The 15,532-nt window shown below is 70.0% G+C and carries 11 protein-coding genes; 5 read left to right on the top strand and 6 right to left on the bottom strand.

Annotated elements, in window-relative coordinates:
- Positions 1-59 precede the first annotated feature (59 nt).
- Together sigJ and ACIA8K_RS18475 are read left to right on the top strand one after the other, a co-directional pair.
- Complete coding sequence (gene sigJ, locus ACIA8K_RS18480; RefSeq protein ID WP_396060341.1) at positions 60-968, top strand: RNA polymerase sigma factor SigJ; 909 nt, start codon at positions 60-62, stop codon at positions 966-968.
- Between the two features lie 83 nt (positions 969-1,051).
- Entirely contained in the window at positions 1,052-2,203 is a 1,152-nt protein-coding gene (locus tag ACIA8K_RS18475) for an NAD(P)/FAD-dependent oxidoreductase (RefSeq protein WP_396060339.1), read from the top strand.
- Between the two features lie 68 nt (positions 2,204-2,271).
- Here the strand turns inward: ACIA8K_RS18475 and ACIA8K_RS18470 are convergent, their stop codons facing one another.
- Both ACIA8K_RS18470 and ACIA8K_RS18465 read right to left on the bottom strand, forming a co-directional pair.
- Positions 2,272-4,866, bottom strand: a complete 2,595-nt coding sequence (locus tag ACIA8K_RS18470) for an FtsX-like permease family protein (RefSeq protein WP_396060336.1) — start codon at positions 4,864-4,866, stop codon at positions 2,272-2,274.
- Positions 4,863-5,594 (bottom strand): ABC transporter ATP-binding protein, encoded by a 732-nt coding sequence (locus ACIA8K_RS18465; protein WP_396060334.1) that lies wholly within the window; start codon positions 5,592-5,594, stop codon positions 4,863-4,865. The genes ACIA8K_RS18470 and ACIA8K_RS18465 overlap by 4 nt, the downstream gene beginning before the upstream one ends.
- A 177-nt stretch (positions 5,595-5,771) precedes the next feature.
- On the opposite strand from ACIA8K_RS18465, the gene ACIA8K_RS18460 reads away from it, so the two are divergent.
- From ACIA8K_RS18460 to ACIA8K_RS18450, 3 genes are all read left to right on the top strand, one after another.
- Positions 5,772-6,938 (top strand): sensor histidine kinase, encoded by a 1,167-nt coding sequence (locus tag ACIA8K_RS18460; protein ID WP_396060332.1) that lies wholly within the window; start codon positions 5,772-5,774, stop codon positions 6,936-6,938.
- Positions 6,935-7,591: a response regulator gene (locus ACIA8K_RS18455; RefSeq protein ID WP_396060329.1), complete on the top strand. Its 657-nt coding sequence runs from the start codon at positions 6,935-6,937 to the stop codon at positions 7,589-7,591. Before ACIA8K_RS18460 ends, ACIA8K_RS18455 begins: the two co-directional genes overlap by 4 nt.
- A 280-nt stretch (positions 7,592-7,871) precedes the next feature.
- Entirely contained in the window at positions 7,872-8,873 is a 1,002-nt protein-coding gene (locus ACIA8K_RS18450; RefSeq protein WP_396060326.1) for an MsnO8 family LLM class oxidoreductase, read from the top strand.
- 53 nt (positions 8,874-8,926) lie between these two features.
- On the opposite strand, the gene ACIA8K_RS18445 is transcribed toward ACIA8K_RS18450, so the two are convergent.
- From ACIA8K_RS18445 to ACIA8K_RS18430, 4 genes are all read right to left on the bottom strand, one after another.
- On the bottom strand, positions 8,927-10,045 hold the full coding sequence (locus ACIA8K_RS18445) for a substrate-binding domain-containing protein (protein WP_396060323.1): 1,119 nt from the start codon (positions 10,043-10,045) through the stop codon (positions 8,927-8,929).
- A gap of 75 nt (positions 10,046-10,120) precedes the next feature.
- Positions 10,121-11,413 (bottom strand): multiple monosaccharide ABC transporter permease, encoded by a 1,293-nt coding sequence (gene mmsB, locus ACIA8K_RS18440; RefSeq protein WP_396060321.1) that lies wholly within the window; start codon positions 11,411-11,413, stop codon positions 10,121-10,123.
- On the bottom strand, positions 11,410-12,957 hold the full coding sequence (gene mmsA / locus ACIA8K_RS18435) for a multiple monosaccharide ABC transporter ATP-binding protein (protein ID WP_396060318.1): 1,548 nt from the start codon (positions 12,955-12,957) through the stop codon (positions 11,410-11,412). Before mmsA ends, mmsB begins: the two co-directional genes overlap by 4 nt.
- Positions 12,958-14,160: 1,203 nt before the next feature.
- Positions 14,161-15,414 (bottom strand): N-acetylmuramoyl-L-alanine amidase, encoded by a 1,254-nt coding sequence (locus ACIA8K_RS18430; protein ID WP_396060315.1) that lies wholly within the window; start codon positions 15,412-15,414, stop codon positions 14,161-14,163.
- Positions 15,415-15,532: the final 118 nt, after the last annotated feature.

Genomic DNA, 15,532 nt, shown 5'->3' with positions numbered 1-15,532 from the left:
CGTGACGGCGGACCACACGGCTGACCACACCGCGCATGCGCACGATAAGCTCGGCCGCGATGACGCTCAGTTCGCACGAGGTGGATCTGTTCGAGCGCTGCCGGGGACGCCTGGAGGCGATCGCGTACCGGATGCTGGGCGGGGCCGGCGACGCGGAGGACGCGGTGCAGGACACGTTCCTGCGGTGGCAGGCGGCGGACCGGGAGCGCATCGAGACGCCGGAGGCCTGGCTGACCACCGCGCTCACCCACGTGTGCCTCAACCAGCTCAGCTCCGCGCGGGTACGGCGTGAGACGTACGTCGGCCAGTGGCTGCCCGAGCCGCTGCTCGCCGGGGACCCGATGCTCGGCCCGGCCGAGACCGCGGAGCAGCGCGAGTCCGTGTCGATCGCGATGCTCACGCTGATGGAACGGCTCTCCCCGAACGAGCGTGTGGTCTACGTGCTGCGCGAGGCGTTCGGCTACCCGCACGGCGAGATCGCCCGGATGCTCGACCTCACCGAGTCGAACTGTCAGCAGATCCACCACCGCGCCCGGCAGCACCTGGCCACGGCCCGGGTGCGGGTGGAGACCTCCCCCGCCGCGGCCGAGGAGATCGCGGCGAACTTCCTCAGGGCCGCGCGCAGTGGCGAGATCGAGCCGCTGCTCCGGTTGCTGAGCGGCGACGCGGTGAGCATCGCGGACGGCGGCGGCCAGGTTCCGGCCCGCACCACGCCGATCGTCGGCGCGCTCGCGATCGCCCGCTTCGTGCGCGGGCTCCTCAAGCCCTCGTCCCGCCGGCTGTACGACGAGAACCTCACGCTTCACGCCGCGGTCGTCAACGGCGGCCCCGCGGTGCTTGCCGTCAACGGCGACGGGAGCATGGCCGGCGTCATCTCGCTTCAGGTGACGCCGGACGGGATCGCGGCGCTGCACAACCAGGCGAACCCGGCCAAGCTCGCGCGCATCGCCCGCGCCTGGGCCGGGTGACCCGGACCACAGCCGACTCCTGTCAGGGATCGCCTCGCTGCCCGGTTCAGGTAGCGACCGCATCACCGAGACGGGAGCTCACCATGAAGCACCGCATCGTCGTCCTCGGCGCCGGCTACTCCGGCGTCCACACGGCCGGCCGCCTGGCCCGCCGCCTGCAGGCCGCAGACACCGAGATCACGCTCGTCAACAGGGACCCGGACTTCATCGAGCGGGTACGCCTGCACCAGCTCGCCGCCGGTCAGGAGCTGCCGCCCCGGCCGTTGCGGGACGTGTTCGCGGGTACGCACGTGACGCTGCGGGCGGCCAGGGTCACCGAGGTCGACGCCGCCCGCCGGGTCGTCACCACCGACGCGGGCGACCTGCCCTACGACACGCTCGTCTACGCGCTCGGCAGCACTGTCGCGACGCCTGGCGCACACGTAGACCACGTCGGCAGCCGCCCGGCCGCGCTGCGGTTGCGGTCCCGGCTGGCGGCCCTCTCCCCCGGCGCGTCAGTGCTTGTCGTGGGCGGCGGCCTGACCGCGATCGAGGCCGTCACCGAGATCGCCGAGTCCTGGCCGGGCCTGCGCGTCGCGATCGCGAGCCGGGACGAGGTCGGCGGCCGTCTCGGTGCCCGCGCGCAACGGCACCTGCACGCCGTGCTCAAGCGGCTCGGCGTGACAGTCCACTCCGGAGTGTCGATCACCGGCGTGGACGAGTCCGGCGCGCTACTGCCGGACGGGCGGCGCATCGAGGCCGCGGTGACGGTGTGGACCGCCGGCTTCGCGGTGCACCCGCTCGCGGCCGCAAGCGGGCTGGAGGTCGCGCCGAACGGCCAGATCATCGTGGACGCCACCATGCGCTCGGTCTCCCACCCGGACGTGTACGCGGTCGGCGACGCCGCGCTCGCGGCCGGGCCGAACGACACCACGCTGCGGATGTCCTGCGCATCAGGCATTCCGATGGCCTGGCAGGCCGCGGATGCGATCGCCGCGCGCCTGACCGGCCGGCCGGTGCCGGAGAGCCCGATCCGCTACTACACCCAGTGCATCAGCCTCGGCCGCCACGACGGCATCATCCAGCTCGTCACCGCGGACGACCGCCCGAAGCCGACCGCGGTCCTGGGCCGCCCGGCCGCCCGCATCAAGGAGATGATCGCGGCGGGCGCGGCCTGGAGCCTCGGGCACCCGACGCTGCTGCTGCCCACCCGCCGCCATCAGGTCACCGCGCCGGAGCCGGTAACCCACAGTTGATCGTCGTCCGGGAGCATGCAGGAAGCGGGGCCCGGCGCACCGCCGGGCCCCGCTTCCGGTGACCGCGGTCAGTCCATCGCGAGCGCGGCGGTGGGGCTGACGCGGGAGGCGCGGCGGGCGGGGAGGACGCCCGACGCGGCGGTCAGCAGGCCGAGGACCACGATGACAAGTGCGAGCTGGCCCCAGGGCAGCGCCAGCGGGCCGTTGAGGCCGATCGCGGAGAGCATCAGCGACGCGAACGGGATGGCAAGCGCCAGCCCGAGCAGCGAGCCGACCACGCCGTAGAGCGAGGCCTCCAGCAGCAGCGTCGCCCGGAGCCGGCCGCGGGACATGCCGACCGCACGGAGCAGGCCGGCCTCGCGGAGGCGCTCGACCACGGAGAGCGCGGTGGTGGTGCCGACACCGACGACCGCAACCGACACTGTCATGCCGACCAGGCCGAACGCCACGATCGTCAGGAGCAGCAGCTGCTCGGCGAAGTCGTCACGCTGGTCGGCGAGCAGTTGCACGCCGCCGCCGGGCACCAGAGCCCGTGCGGCATTGAGCGCGGCCGTGCGGTCACCGGCAGCGTCCGCGAGCAGGCCGGTCGGCGCCGGGGCGGCGCCGAGCGCGGTCATGTCGGCCGGGTCGAGCAGCACCCACGCGTCGCCGGGCAGGCCGGAGACGGTGGCGACGACGGTGACCGTGATCTTCTTGCCCTCGTGGGTGAGCGTGGTCTGGTCGCCGTAGCCGAGGCCGTAGTCGCTGCCCATGTCGCCGCCGAGGTAGTCGACCGCGACGACCTTGCCGGGGCCGACCTGGTCCAGGCTGCCCTCGGTGATCTGGATGTCGTCGATGGTGCTCAGCGAGCCCAGGGACAGGTCCGAGACCTTGGCCGTGGTCTTGTCCGGGGCCTCCTCGCCGGGCGCGACGTACATGTTGCCGCCCGGCTTGATCGGGACGTCCGCCTCGACCAGCCGGTACGGGAGCACATTCTTCAGCTCCGGGCTGGCCTTGGCCGCCTCGAGCGCACCTGCCGGAAGCGTGGTGCCGGTCTCGGCCGCGACCTGCAGGTCGGCCGGGGCCATCAGCGCGAGCTGCTGGTCCATCTCGACGCGGGCGGTGGAGAGCGCGACGACAGCGGCGGCGATGAGCGTGACCGCGAGCGCGACCACGACGCTCACCGACGCGGCGCGCTTCGGGGCGCCGCCGACGCCGCCGACCGCGAGCCGCCCGGTCGGGCCGAGCGCGCGCAGCGGCAGGCCGACAAGCCAGAGCACCGGCCGCAGCACGGCCGGGCCGAGCACGACGAGCGCGAAGAACCCGAGCGTGCCGCCGGCGACCGTGGCCAGCATGACCAGCTCGCCTGTGGTGTTCGGCGTGTTCGGCTCGGGCAGGTTGAGGACCGCGACCGCGAGCAGCGCCACCGAGCCGGCCGTGATGAGCAGGCCGAAGACCCAGCGGACCGGGCCGAGCGTCGAGGAGGCGCCGGTGACCGCGGCGGAGCGCAGCGCCTCAAGCGGCGAGACCCGGGACGCGGAGATCGCGGGCGAGAGCACCGCGATGATCGCGATGATCGTGGTGCCGGCCACGACCAGGATCGCGGGCAGCAGCGGCAGTCCGGGCGACGCGAGGTCGGTGTCCAGGAACACCCGGGCGGCCGGGGCGGCGGCGAGGCCGAGCAGGTAGGCGACGAGCACGCCGGCCGCGCCCGCGACCATGCCGGTGAGCGCACCCTCGATGATCAGCGCCCGGGTTAGCGGCCCGCGTCCGGCGCCGACCGCCCGCAGCAGCGCGAGTTGCCGCATCCGCTGGGCGAACACGATCCGGAACGTCGACGTGGCGACCAGCGCGGCCGCGGCGGCCGCGATCGCGACGAAGATGCCGATCAGGAAGAAGACCTCGTTGAGCGAGGCGGCGGCGTCGAGCGCCTCCTGCCGGCGCAGCTCCGGGCCGAGCGCCACGTCAATCGAGACCTTGTTGTTCTCGTCGTTCACGTCCTGGATCTTCGGGAGCGTCTGACCGAGCTGCTGCGCGACCGCGGCCGGGTCGGCGCCGGACTGCAGGTGGACCTCGATCCGCGGCATGTACGGCGTGTACGCCGGGCCGTCCGCCGCGACGAGCGCGTTCACGAACTCGGTTGTGGTGTAGCCGGTGCCGGACCAGCCCTCGCCCTTGGCCGGCTCGACGATGCCGGTGACGGTGAGCGTGTGGTTCGGCGACTCGGAGCCGCCGCGTACCGAGACCGTGCCGCCGACCGTGAGACCCATCCGCTCGGCGGTGCGCGGCGTGACAGCGATCTGGTTCGCCGCCGTTGGGAACGTCCCGGAGATCGTCTTCACGTCGGAGAGCGGCCCGGCCCCGGGGTCGGCGGTGATCTCCATCCACCCGCCGGACGTCGGCGCCTCGTAGTAGGCGGTAACCCTGGAGATCGCGGAGTCGACGCCTGGCGTCTTCAGCACGGTCGCCAGCGCCTCGGGCGAGCCACCGGTCTGCGCGCCGACCACGACGTCCGCGGCCGCGGACGTACCGCTGAAGGTGTTGAGAATGGTCTGGGTGGTGATCCGCTGGGCGAGCACGGTGCCGAAGACGACCGTCGCGGCCACGATCAGCGCCAGGCCGGTGAGCAGCAACCGGGCCGGCCGCCGTGAGATGCCGGCGAGCTGGGTGCGCAGGACGCTCATCGGGCGCCAGCCAGCTGGTTCAGGGCCTCGGCGACGGACTCACGGGTGGGGTTGGTGAGCTGGCCGGAGATGCGGCCGTCGGCGAGCATGACCACGCGGTCGGCGTAGGACGCGGCGATCGGGTCGTGGGTGACCATGACGACGGTCTGCCCGTACTCGCGGACCGCGTTGCGCAGGAACGACAGCACCTCCGCGCCGGTACGCGAGTCCAGGTTGCCTGTCGGTTCGTCCGCGAAGACCGCTTCCGGCCGGGAGACCAGCGCGCGGGCCAGTGCGACGCGCTGCTGCTGGCCGCCGGACAGCTCGCTCGGCCGGTGCTTGAGCCGGTCGCGCAGGCCGAGCACGTCGACGAGCCTGGCGAACAGCGCCGGGTCCGCGCTCTTGCCGGACAGGTCGAGCGGGAGCGTGATGTTCTGCGCCGCGGTCAGCTGCGGCAGCAGGTTGAACGCCTGGAAGACGAACCCGATCCGCTCGCGGCGCACCTTCGTCAGCACGCGGTCGTTCTGGCGGCTCAGGTCGACGTCACCGAGGAGGACGGAGCCGCTTGTGGCACGGTCGAGCCCGGCGAGGCAGTGCATCAGCGTCGACTTGCCGGAGCCGGACGGGCCCATGATCGCGGTGAACTCGGCGCGGCCGAAGCCGACCGAGACACCATCCAGCGCGCGCACGGCGGTGTCGCCGCGGCCATAGACCTTGACCAGGTCGCGGGCCTCGCAGGCGAGCATCATCGTCGGTGTCCTCTCGGTAATGGAAAAGCGATGGGCCCAGCCTGTCGAAACCGGGCATCCCTCACATCCGCCCGTGGACCGGAGAACGGCGTCCCGGACTCGGCCGAAAGTCAGAGACCACAGCCTGTCGAACGGCAGACCCGGCCCGCCCCGGACCCGCACTACGCTGGGCGGGCGATGACGAAACGAAGAATGGGCGTCCGTAAGACCGGCGTCCTCCTACTGACCGTGCTCCTCTCGTTGCTCGATCTGATCCTCACGGTCGAGGCCTCCTACGGCGGCGGTGAGATGCTGTGGCCGCTCTCGCTGATCCTCTCGATCGCGGCGGTGGCGATCTGGATCCCTCGCCGGCGACGCGGCTCGATCCGCCTGGTCGTCTACGCGATCCTGCTCAGCTTCTTCTCCATCACGGTGACCGTGCTGGCGAGCGGCAGCGGCGGCACGCGCGGCGGCGCCATCGGCTACGCCGAACTGCTCGGCTTGATCGTCGTGCTGTTCATGGTGGCCCGGTTCGGCCACGAGCGGCTCGGCTGGGTCGCCGCGGGCGCGCTGCTGCTGGCGATCGTGCTGCAGCCACAACGTGCCAACAGCGGCATCGACATGTTCACCATCGGCCTGCTGCTGGTGATCCTGGCCGCGAGCATCGCCGCGATCGGCATCTGGAACCGGTTCAGCGAAGGGCAACGGGAGCGGCAGATCGCCACGGTCCGGGCCGAGCAGCGCGCCGAGTTCGCCAGGGACCTGCACGACTTCATCGCCCACCACGTGACCGGCATCGTGGTGCAGGCACAGGGCGCGCGGTTCATCGCGGAGCAGGACCCGCAGCGGGTGATCACCGCACTCGACCAGATCGAGCACGCGGGCGCGGAGACGATGGCCGCGATGCGCCGGATGGTCGGCGTGCTGCGCAGCGGTGACGCGGCCGCCCCGCTCGCGCCGCTGGCCGGGGTGGCGGACCTGAAGCCGCTGCTTGACCAGTACACCGCGGCCGGCGGCGCCAAGGCACGGCTGTTCGTGGAGGGCCCGCTCGACGATCTGCCGGTGGACGTGAGCACGTCCGCGTACCGCGTGGTGATGGAGGCGCTTACAAACGTGCGCCGGCACGCGGTGGAGCCGAGCCGGGCGGACGTGCAGCTGCGGCGTACCCCCGAGTGGTTGTTCGTGCGTGTGACAAACGACGGCGCGGCGCCGCTGCGCGCCACCGACCGGAAGGGTTACGGCCTTGACGGTCTGGGCGAGCGCGTAGCGTCGGTCGGCGGGTGGCTGCGCGCCGGGCCGGGCATCAACGGAGGATGGGTCGTCGACGCGGCGCTCCCGATCGCGGCGGGTGAGGAGAGACAGTGACGATCCGGGTGCTTGTCGCGGACGACCAGGCGATGGTCCGCACCGGTTTCGGCATGATCATCGGCGCGCAGCCGGACATGGAGCTGGTCGGCGAGGCCGCTGACGGCGTGGAGGCCGTCGAGCTCGCCACCCGCCTGCGGCCGGACGTGGCGCTGATGGACATCCGCATGCCGCGGATGGACGGCCTGGAGGCGCTGCGCCGGCTGGCCGGTCAGGGCGTCGCGAACCCGGTCAACGTGGTCGTGGTGACCACCTTCGACCTGGACGAGTACGTGCATGCCGCGCTGCGCAACGGCGCCTGCGGCTTCCTGCTCAAGGACTCCGGCCCGGCGCTGCTGATCGAGGCGGTGCGTGCGGCCGCGACCGGTGACGCGCTGATCAGCCCGTCCATCACGGTCCGGCTGCTTGAGCACCTGACCCCGCCCGCGCCGGTCCGCCAGGACCTCGGCGACCTGTCCCCACGCGAACTCGACGTGGTCCGGCTGGCCGCCCAGGGCCGCACGAACGCGGAGATCGCCGCCCAGCTCTTCATCTCGGTCGGCACCGTCAAGACGCATCTCAGCAGCGTCCAGGCCAAGCTCGGCGCCAGGAACCGGGTGGAGATTGCGGCCTGGGCCTGGGAACGCCGCCTCGTCGCTCCGGGTGCCCGCTAGGGCGTGTGTGACGGACCGGCACGTGTGAAGGGGAATGTCCCGGCGCGTGGATCATCGCGATGCCGGGACACCCCCTCACGCTCGCCTCTCCCGTGGCGCCCGCTGGGATCATCATGCGCTAATTGCAAAAGCATGGCAATAACATCTGCCCACTTCCGCGGCGGTCCGGCCCGCACGCTCCCGCGGGCACCGGCGCCGCGGTGGTCCCGCCCAGACCGAAGACCACGGGGCTGATTCCGCCGTCAATCTCCTGTAGATCACCCTGACTAGGGTGATAAGTATGGATATAACGCTGTCCGCACTTGAAGTGGCGGGAACCGAGAACGGGCGCACCGGCGCCGAGGCGCTGGAGGCCACGGCGCGCACGGTGCGGCGCGTCGATGAGCTGGGATACAAGCGGGTCTGGTTCGCGGAGCACCACGGTTCGCCGTTCGCGTCGAGCGTGGTGCCGTCGGTGCTCATCGCACACTTCGCGGCGCAGACCCGGCGGATCCGGCTCGGGTCCGGCGGGGTGCTCGCGCCGAACCACGCGCCGCTCGCGCTCGCGGAGCAGTTCGCCACGCTTGCCACGCTCTACCCGGGCCGCATCGACCTCGGAGTGGGCCGGGGGCCGGGGACGCACGACCAGTCGATCGCGCGGGCGCTGCGACGCGGTGGCGAGCCGGCCACTGACGCGGAGTACCAGGCGGACGTGGAGGCGCTGTTCGACTACGTCTCCGACAAGACCGATGTGCGGCTGATCGCGGGACAGCGTCTGGGCCTCGGCGGGCCCGCGCCGTGGCTGCTGTCGTCCAGCCCGAACGGGGCGGAGTTCGCCGCGCGGCTTGGCGTGCCGATCGCGCTGGCGCATCACATCCGGCCGCACAACACGGTCGCGGCCGCGCAGCGGTACCGGGAGCTGTTCACGCCGTCGCAGTGGGCGGACCGGCCGTACGTGATGGTCGCCGTCGAAACGGCAGTGGCCGAGACCGAGGAGGAGGTGGCGTTCCTGAGCCGGCCGATGGACCTGGCGAAGGTCGCGCTGGTCGCGGGCCGCGGCGAGTCCGCACTGCACGCACCGGAGCAGGCCGCAACGATGGAGCTCCCGGAAGACCTGCGGCCGATGATCGCGGAGCACAGCGCGGCGCAGGTCCGCGGCACCGTGGAGACGGCCGGCCGGCGGTTCGAGGAGCTCACGGCGCTTACCGGCGCGGACGAGCTGATGCTGATGACGGTGATCTACGACCCGGAGGCGCGGGTCCGCTCCTACGAGCTGGCGGCCAAGGCGGCCGGGCTGTCCTGAGCCCGCGAAAAGGCCCCCGGGAGGATCTCCCGGGGGCCTTCACATGAGGTGGATTACTTGGTGAGCGCGGAGAGCGTCGGGTCGTTGGCGTACGCCTCGGCCGCGTTCGCCTTGGTCACGATGACCGGCGGGAGCAGGTAGGACGGGACGACCTTGACGCCGTTGTTGTACGACTTGGTGTCGTTCACCTGCGGCGTGGTGCCGGCCTGCAGCGCCTTGGCCATGTCGATCGACGCCTTGACCAGGTTGCGGGTGTCCTTGTTGATCGTCGAGTACTGCTCGCCCGCCATGATCGACTTGACCGACTCAACCTCGGAGTCCTGGCCGGTCACGACCGGGATCGGCTTGCCGGCGCTCTTCACCGAGGTGATGATCGCGCGGGCCAGCGTGTCGTTCGGGGACAGGACGCCGTCAAGCGTCTTGGTGCCGTTGTAGGTCGAGGTGAGCAGCGCGTCCATGCGACGCTGCGCGCCCTCGGCCTTCCAGCCCTCGATCGCGGTCTGGTTGACCGCGGCCTGGCCGGAGCCGACGACCACGTTGCCCTTGTCGATCTCCGGCTTGAGCACGCTCATCGCGCCGTCGAAGAAGACACCGGCGTTGTTGTCGTCCGGCGAGCCGGAGAACAGCTCGACCGTGTACGGGCCGGTCGGCTTCTTGGCCTTCATGCCCTCGAGCAGCGCCTGGCCCTGCAGCTCGCCGACCTTGAAGTTGTCGAACGCGACGTAGTAGTCGACGTTCGCGGTGCCCTTGATCAGGCGGTCGTAGGCGATGACCACGGCGCCGGCGGCGTGCGCGGCGTCCACCTGGGCGGAGAGCTGCGCGGCGTCGGTCGCGCCGATGATGATGACCTTGGCCTGCTTGGTCGTCATGGCGGTGATCTGGTTCTGCTGGTCCGCCACGGTGGTGGAGGCGCCGGCGTACTGCACGTCGGCCTTGAAACCGGCGTCCGCCAGGCCCTTGGTGAACAGGTCACCGGCGAGGACCCAGTTCTCCGAGGTCTTGGACGGCAGCGCCACACCGATCAGCGAGTCGGCGGGGAAGCCGCCGGACGCGCCGCCGCTGCTGCCGCCGGACGGCGTCCCGCCCTCACGCTCGGAGCCGCACGCGGTGACGGTCAAAGCCAGCAGAGCGGCCGCGCTGATCGCGACGCTTCTGGCGAGGTACTTACGCATGGTGGGAGGTGCCCTTCTTATGGTGTTGGTACGGGGCGAGCGGACCTGCCCGCCCCGCGTAGAGGTGGACGGCGGTCAGCCGGCCACCGGGGTCTGTTCCTTCTGCACCGGGCCGGTCGCGGCCGGTGTAGAGGGACCACTGCCACGGAATCCCTTGGTGATCGAGCCGATGATCGAGAATCGGCCCTGGCTCTTGTTGTAGACGTCGAGCGCGACCGCGAGCAGCAGCACCACGCCCTTGATCATCTGGACCAGGTCGGCGCCGATGCCCTTGAGGATCAGGCCGTTGTTGAGGATGGCCATCACCAGGCCGCCGACGATGGAACCGGAGACCGTGCCGAGACCGCCGGAGACCGCGGCGCCGCCGATGAAGACGGCCGCGATCGCGTCCAGCTCCCAGCTGAGGCCGTCCTGCGGGCCGGAGGCCCGGGACCGGGCCACGAAGATCATGCCGGCAAGCGCGGCAAGCACGCCCATGTTCATCATGACCATGAAGTTGACCCGCTTGAGCTTCACGCCGGACAGCTCGGCGGCGCGGGAGTTGCCGCCGACCGCGTAGATGTGCCGGCCGGCCGCGGTGTTGCGGGTGTAGAACGAGTACACCACGACCAGGACGCCGAGGATGATGCCGGAGATCGGGAAGCTGGTGCCCACCCGGCCGCCGGCGAACCGGAACGTGGCGAACAGGATGACAGCGATCAGCACGCCGACGCGGATGGCGGCGACCCAGAGCGGGGCCGGGTCCGCGTGCATCCGGTTACGGGTACGGCGCTGCTGCCACTCGCGGACGATCACCACGACGCAAATCAGGAAGCCCAGCAGCAGCGTCGGATTGTTGAAGTTCGTGTTCGGGCCGACGTCGGGAAGGAAGCCGCCACCGATGTCCTGGAAGCCCTCCGGCACCGCGATCGACTGCGACTTGCCGACCCACTGGTTGGCGCCGCGGAAGATCAGCATGCCGGCCAGCGTGACGATGAACGCGGGTACGCCGACGTAGGCGACCCAGAAGCCCTGCCACGCGCCGACCAGCGCACCGACGCCCAGGCCGAGGAGCAGCGCCAGGAACCAGTGGATCTGCTGGTCCTGCATCAGCTTCGCGACCACGATGCCGGTGAACGCGGCGACCGAGCCGACCGAGAGGTCGATGTGGCCGGCCACGATCACCATCAGCATGCCGATGGCCAGGATCAGGATGTAGGAGTACTGGCTGACGACCGCGATCAGGTTGCCGGAACTGAGCGTCAGGCCCTCGGTCCAGACCTGGAAGAACAGCACGATCGCCACCAGGGCGAAGATCATGCCGAACTGGCGTGCGTTGCTTGTCGTACCCCCGAAGAGGTTTTTCTGAAGATCCTTGATTCGGCTCATCGCGTCTGCATCTTCTTGTTGGAGGTCATCTGCTTCATGAGGTTTTCCTGGGTCGCGTCGGCCCGCTCGATGACACCCGTGATGGCGCCCTCGAAGACGGTGTAGATGCGGTCACAGAGGCCGAGCAGCTCAGGCAGCTCCGAGGAGATGACGATCACGCCCTTACCCTGGTCGGCGAGCTGCTGGATGATGCCGTAGATCTCGTACTTCGCGCCCACGTCGATGCCGCGGGTGGGCTCGTCGAGGATCAGCAGGTCCGGGTCGGTGAACATCCACTTCGCCAGGACGACCTTCTGCTGGTTGCCGCCGGAGAGCTTGTTGACGCCCTCGTCGACGGTGGGCGTCTTGATCCGCAGGCTCTTGCGGTAGCCCTCGGCCGCCTCGTACTCGGCGACCTCGTCAAGCTTGAAGAGCTTGGTGATCTTCGACAGCTTGGCCGCGACGGTGGACGTCTTGATGTCGTCAAGCAGGTTGAGCCCGACCGCCTTACGGTCCTCGCTGACGTAGGCGAGGCCCTGGTCGATCGCGTCCGAGACCGTCTTGATCTCGATCCGCTTGCCGTCCTTGAAGATCTCACCGCCCTCGTAGACGCCGTAGGAGCGGCCGAAGATGCTCATCGCCAGCTCCGTGCGACCGGCGCCCATCAGGCCGGCGAATCCGACGATCTCGCCGCGCCGCACAGTGAAGTTCGAGTGCTTGGCGACCAGGCGGTCCGCGGAGATCGGGTGCCTGACGGTCCAGTCGCGGACCTCGAAGAAGACCTCGCCGATCTTCGGCGTGTGGTCCGGGTAGCGGTTGGTCAGCTCGCGGCCGACCATGGCGCGCACGATCCGGTCCTCGTCGACGCCGTCCGCCTTCACGTCAAGCGTCTCGACGGTCTTGCCGTCCCGGATGATCGTGATGGAGTCCGCGATCGCCTCGATCTCGTTGAGCTTGTGCGAGATGATGATCGAGGTGATGCCGCGCTCCCGGAAGCCGCGGAGCAGGTCCAGCAGGTGCTGGGAGTCGTTCTCGTTCAGCGCCGCGGTCGGCTCGTCGAGGATGAGCAGCTTGACGTCCTTCGCGAACGCCTTGGCGATCTCGATGAGCTGCTGCTTGCCGACGCCGAGGTCCTTGACGAGCGTGTCCGGGTCCTCCTCGAGGCCGACCCGGGCCATCAGGTCCATCGCCTTGAGCTGGGCCGCGGTCCAGTCGATCGCGCCGTTCTTCTTCGGCTCGTTGCCCAGGAAGATGTTCTCGGTGATCGACATGAGCGGGATCAGCGCGAGTTCCTGGTGGATGATCACGATGCCGGCGTTCTCGCTGGCCCGGATGTCACCGAACCGGACCTCGGAACCCTGGTAGACGATCTGCCCGTCGTAGCTTCCGTACGGGTAGACGCCGCTGAGCACCTTCATCAGGGTCGACTTGCCGGCGCCGTTCTCACCACAGATCGCATGGATCTCGCCGGCGCGGACACGCAGCGAAACGTCAGAGAGCGCTTTCACACCAGGGAACTCCTTGGTGATCCCGCGCATCTCCAGCAGAACCGGGGCACTGCTCATGGCCTGGGCTCCGCGGCCCTGGACCGTACGGTGCACGGACGGGAATCCCCGTGCCGCTTCACGACCGTCATGGTTGCCTCCGGGAGGATGATCTACATCAGCTGACGTGCATTTGTTGCGGGGAAGAACTTATTTTAAGGCGAACACGTTTCGCAAGATCCCGCACGACCGACGGTGGTAACAATTCGGTAGTCGACGTGTGCTATAGCCCTCACCGTCACTCGCTAAATCCCCAAAAATCAAGATATAACGGTACGAATCAGCGCACTTGAACTCACGTAAAGTGATCAACCTGCGGCCGTGCCGTGATCCACATCCTGTGCTCGCTCCACAATCCGGGACCCCGCGCCCAGAATCACGCCCCCTTTCCCCGCCCCCTGATGCCACAAACCCGCCCTTGTTTGTTGCCCGGCCACCCAAACACCGCCCCGCTTCCGCCGTCGCCGGCCGCCCCATCACGCAAGATCGCTTCCGCCGCAGGTGAGGGCCCGCGCGGGTGCCGGAGCCGGACTCGACGATCACCAAACGTCGCCCGGCCGCCCCGCGGACAACAGTGACCAGCGACACGGGCAAGATCACCTCGACGTCGTCGTTCTGCGGCTCGGCACCCACCACTGCGCGACCCGTCACGCTGCGAAGCAGGTCCTCGACAGGACGCCGCGCCCCGCGGGTCGCGTGGACTCCACGAGGGGCACGCCGGGCACGCACGGCCGCGCCGAGTTGCGAGGTTGTGCGAGCCGCAGGGCCGAGTCGAGCCGCAGGGCCGCCAGGCCCGCCAGACCCGCCAGGCAAGTCGCGAGGCCGCGGGGCCGCGGCAAGTCACGCCATCGCGGGACCGCGGCAAGTCACGCCATCGCGGGGCCGTGGCGAGTCACGACATCGCGGCGAGCACGGCGCGAAGGCGGGTGGAAGCGGAGCACCGGCGAAGCCTGCGAGAGGTCGAGGTCTGTCGCCGAGGCGGCCCTCTTGCACCTACTGAGGTTCGCGGTCAGGGGCGCGGGTTCGGGCACTCCGTGCCCGAAATTTCGGCATATAGAACCCTGACGCGCGCTCACCCTTACCGCGAATCCTCAAGAGTCACCGTCGACTCGGATGCACACCTCGGTTACCACCTTCCCGAACAGTCCAGCGCGCCCAGTGTGTGGGCCGCACAGTCGCGGACCCGCAAGGCCCGAGCCACCCCGGGAGCGGGAAGGCCAGGACTCAGGGCTTGGTCATTGCCTTCTTGACCAGGGCGGCGGCCTGTTGCCGGATCGACGGGAGCTGGTTGTAGAGAGCGGTGCCGGGGCACTCGGTCAACACACCGTCGCGGTGGGCGGAGATGCGGGCGAAGATGACCGTGTTGCCGATGTTGTAGCGATTCTTGGCATGGGATTTCAGGATGACCTGGCCACTGACGTCCGCGGCCTCCGCCCCGAGTTTCCAGGCGGCGATGTGGGCCAGCGAACGGAGCGCAGCGGCGGAGGCGCCCTTCGAGGTGTAGGTGCCGAGCACGACGACGCCGACCGAGTCGTCGTTGAAGCCGAGCGTGTGGATGCCGTACACGGGGAGTTCGGCACCGCCGGCACGTCCTTCGTAGACGGTCCCGCACTTGTCCACAAGGAAGTTGTAGCCAATGTCGCCCCATTTGCGACTCTTGGTATGGTAGATGTGGATGCTCCGGATGATCGCGGGTGACTGGGCGCAGGTGTAGTTGTTCGTGCCGGCGGTGTGGTGCACGAACATCACCTTGGGCGCGCCGGTGTAGGCGAATCCCGGATCGACGATTGACTCGTCGGCCTTCCAGGCGGCACGGTCGACAAGTGCCGGCGCGCCCACCAATGGTGTCGGGAGAACAGCGGCCGCTGCAGGTGCGGCGGTTACGGGCGGCGCCGTCGGGTAGGCGGTCGCCTCGGTGCGGGCAGAGCCGCCGACAGAGGTCCGAGCGGACACGGTGGCAGAGTTGGGAGCGGACGCGGTGGACTGGCTCCCAGCCGCATCACGGTCTGAGACATCCGGATTGACCAGTTCCAAGCGCAGCGCCGGCGGGAGCGGTGCGCGGCCGAGCGAGCGGATGCGAACCTCCACACCGTCCGCTCGGCCGATCCACAGCGGATCGGTGCCGCCACGGGCCGCGGGTGCGTCGTCGGGACCGTGTTGCTGCTCCAGGTCGAGCGGCGTCCATCCACTCCAGACGTTGTCCGTTCGGGTGCGCACCGACGCCGAGCCAGCGATCGACTGCGCCGCGTCGGGCCAGGTGATGCCGATCAAGCTGAACGGGCGGACCGTACGCGGCGGCAGCGTAACCGTGCCACCGTCCCGGGCGGCGGCAAGCTCCAGTTGCTGCACCGACGGGTCGGTCCGGTCGGTCACCGCGACGCCCACGCCACCGGCGCTCAGCGTTGCGACGGTCAGGGCGGGCAGAATCCATCCGCGCATCGGCACTTCGACACCCCCGTGATCGGCCGTTGCTTCCACGCGAGGCTAACCCTAGAAAGGCCCCCTGATCGGCCGAAACCGGCATAGCGCTCGTTTCCGGGATGGCCGGCTGGTACACCCGCCGGTCCGCGCGTCGCGAAGTGTCACAGGTGCCCGA

The organism is Catenuloplanes sp. NPDC051500 (assembly GCF_044454585.1).
In the GTDB taxonomy this organism is placed as follows: domain Bacteria; phylum Actinomycetota; class Actinomycetes; order Mycobacteriales; family Micromonosporaceae; genus Catenuloplanes.
This window is presented reverse-complemented; position numbering and strand designations above follow the sequence as displayed.

Excerpts from the sequence above, each read along its gene's own strand:
- ACIA8K_RS18445 (WP_396060323.1), bottom strand. The coding sequence starts at position 10,045 with ATGCGTAAGTACCTCGCCAGAAGCGTCGCGATCAGCGCGGCCGCTCTG.
- sigJ (WP_396060341.1), top strand. The coding sequence starts at position 60 with ATGACGCTCAGTTCGCACGAGGTGGATCTGTTCGAGCGCTGCCGGGGA.
- ACIA8K_RS18465 (WP_396060334.1), bottom strand. The coding sequence starts at position 5,594 with ATGATGCTCGCCTGCGAGGCCCGCGACCTGGTCAAGGTCTATGGCCGC.
- mmsA (WP_396060318.1), bottom strand. The coding sequence starts at position 12,957 with ATGAGCAGTGCCCCGGTTCTGCTGGAGATGCGCGGGATCACCAAGGAG.
- ACIA8K_RS18470 (WP_396060336.1), bottom strand. The coding sequence starts at position 4,866 with ATGAGCGTCCTGCGCACCCAGCTCGCCGGCATCTCACGGCGGCCGGCC.
- ACIA8K_RS18460 (WP_396060332.1), top strand. The coding sequence starts at position 5,772 with ATGACGAAACGAAGAATGGGCGTCCGTAAGACCGGCGTCCTCCTACTG.
- ACIA8K_RS18475 (WP_396060339.1), top strand. The coding sequence starts at position 1,052 with ATGAAGCACCGCATCGTCGTCCTCGGCGCCGGCTACTCCGGCGTCCAC.
- ACIA8K_RS18450 (WP_396060326.1), top strand. The coding sequence starts at position 7,872 with ATGGATATAACGCTGTCCGCACTTGAAGTGGCGGGAACCGAGAACGGG.
- mmsB (WP_396060321.1), bottom strand. The coding sequence starts at position 11,413 with ATGAGCCGAATCAAGGATCTTCAGAAAAACCTCTTCGGGGGTACGACA.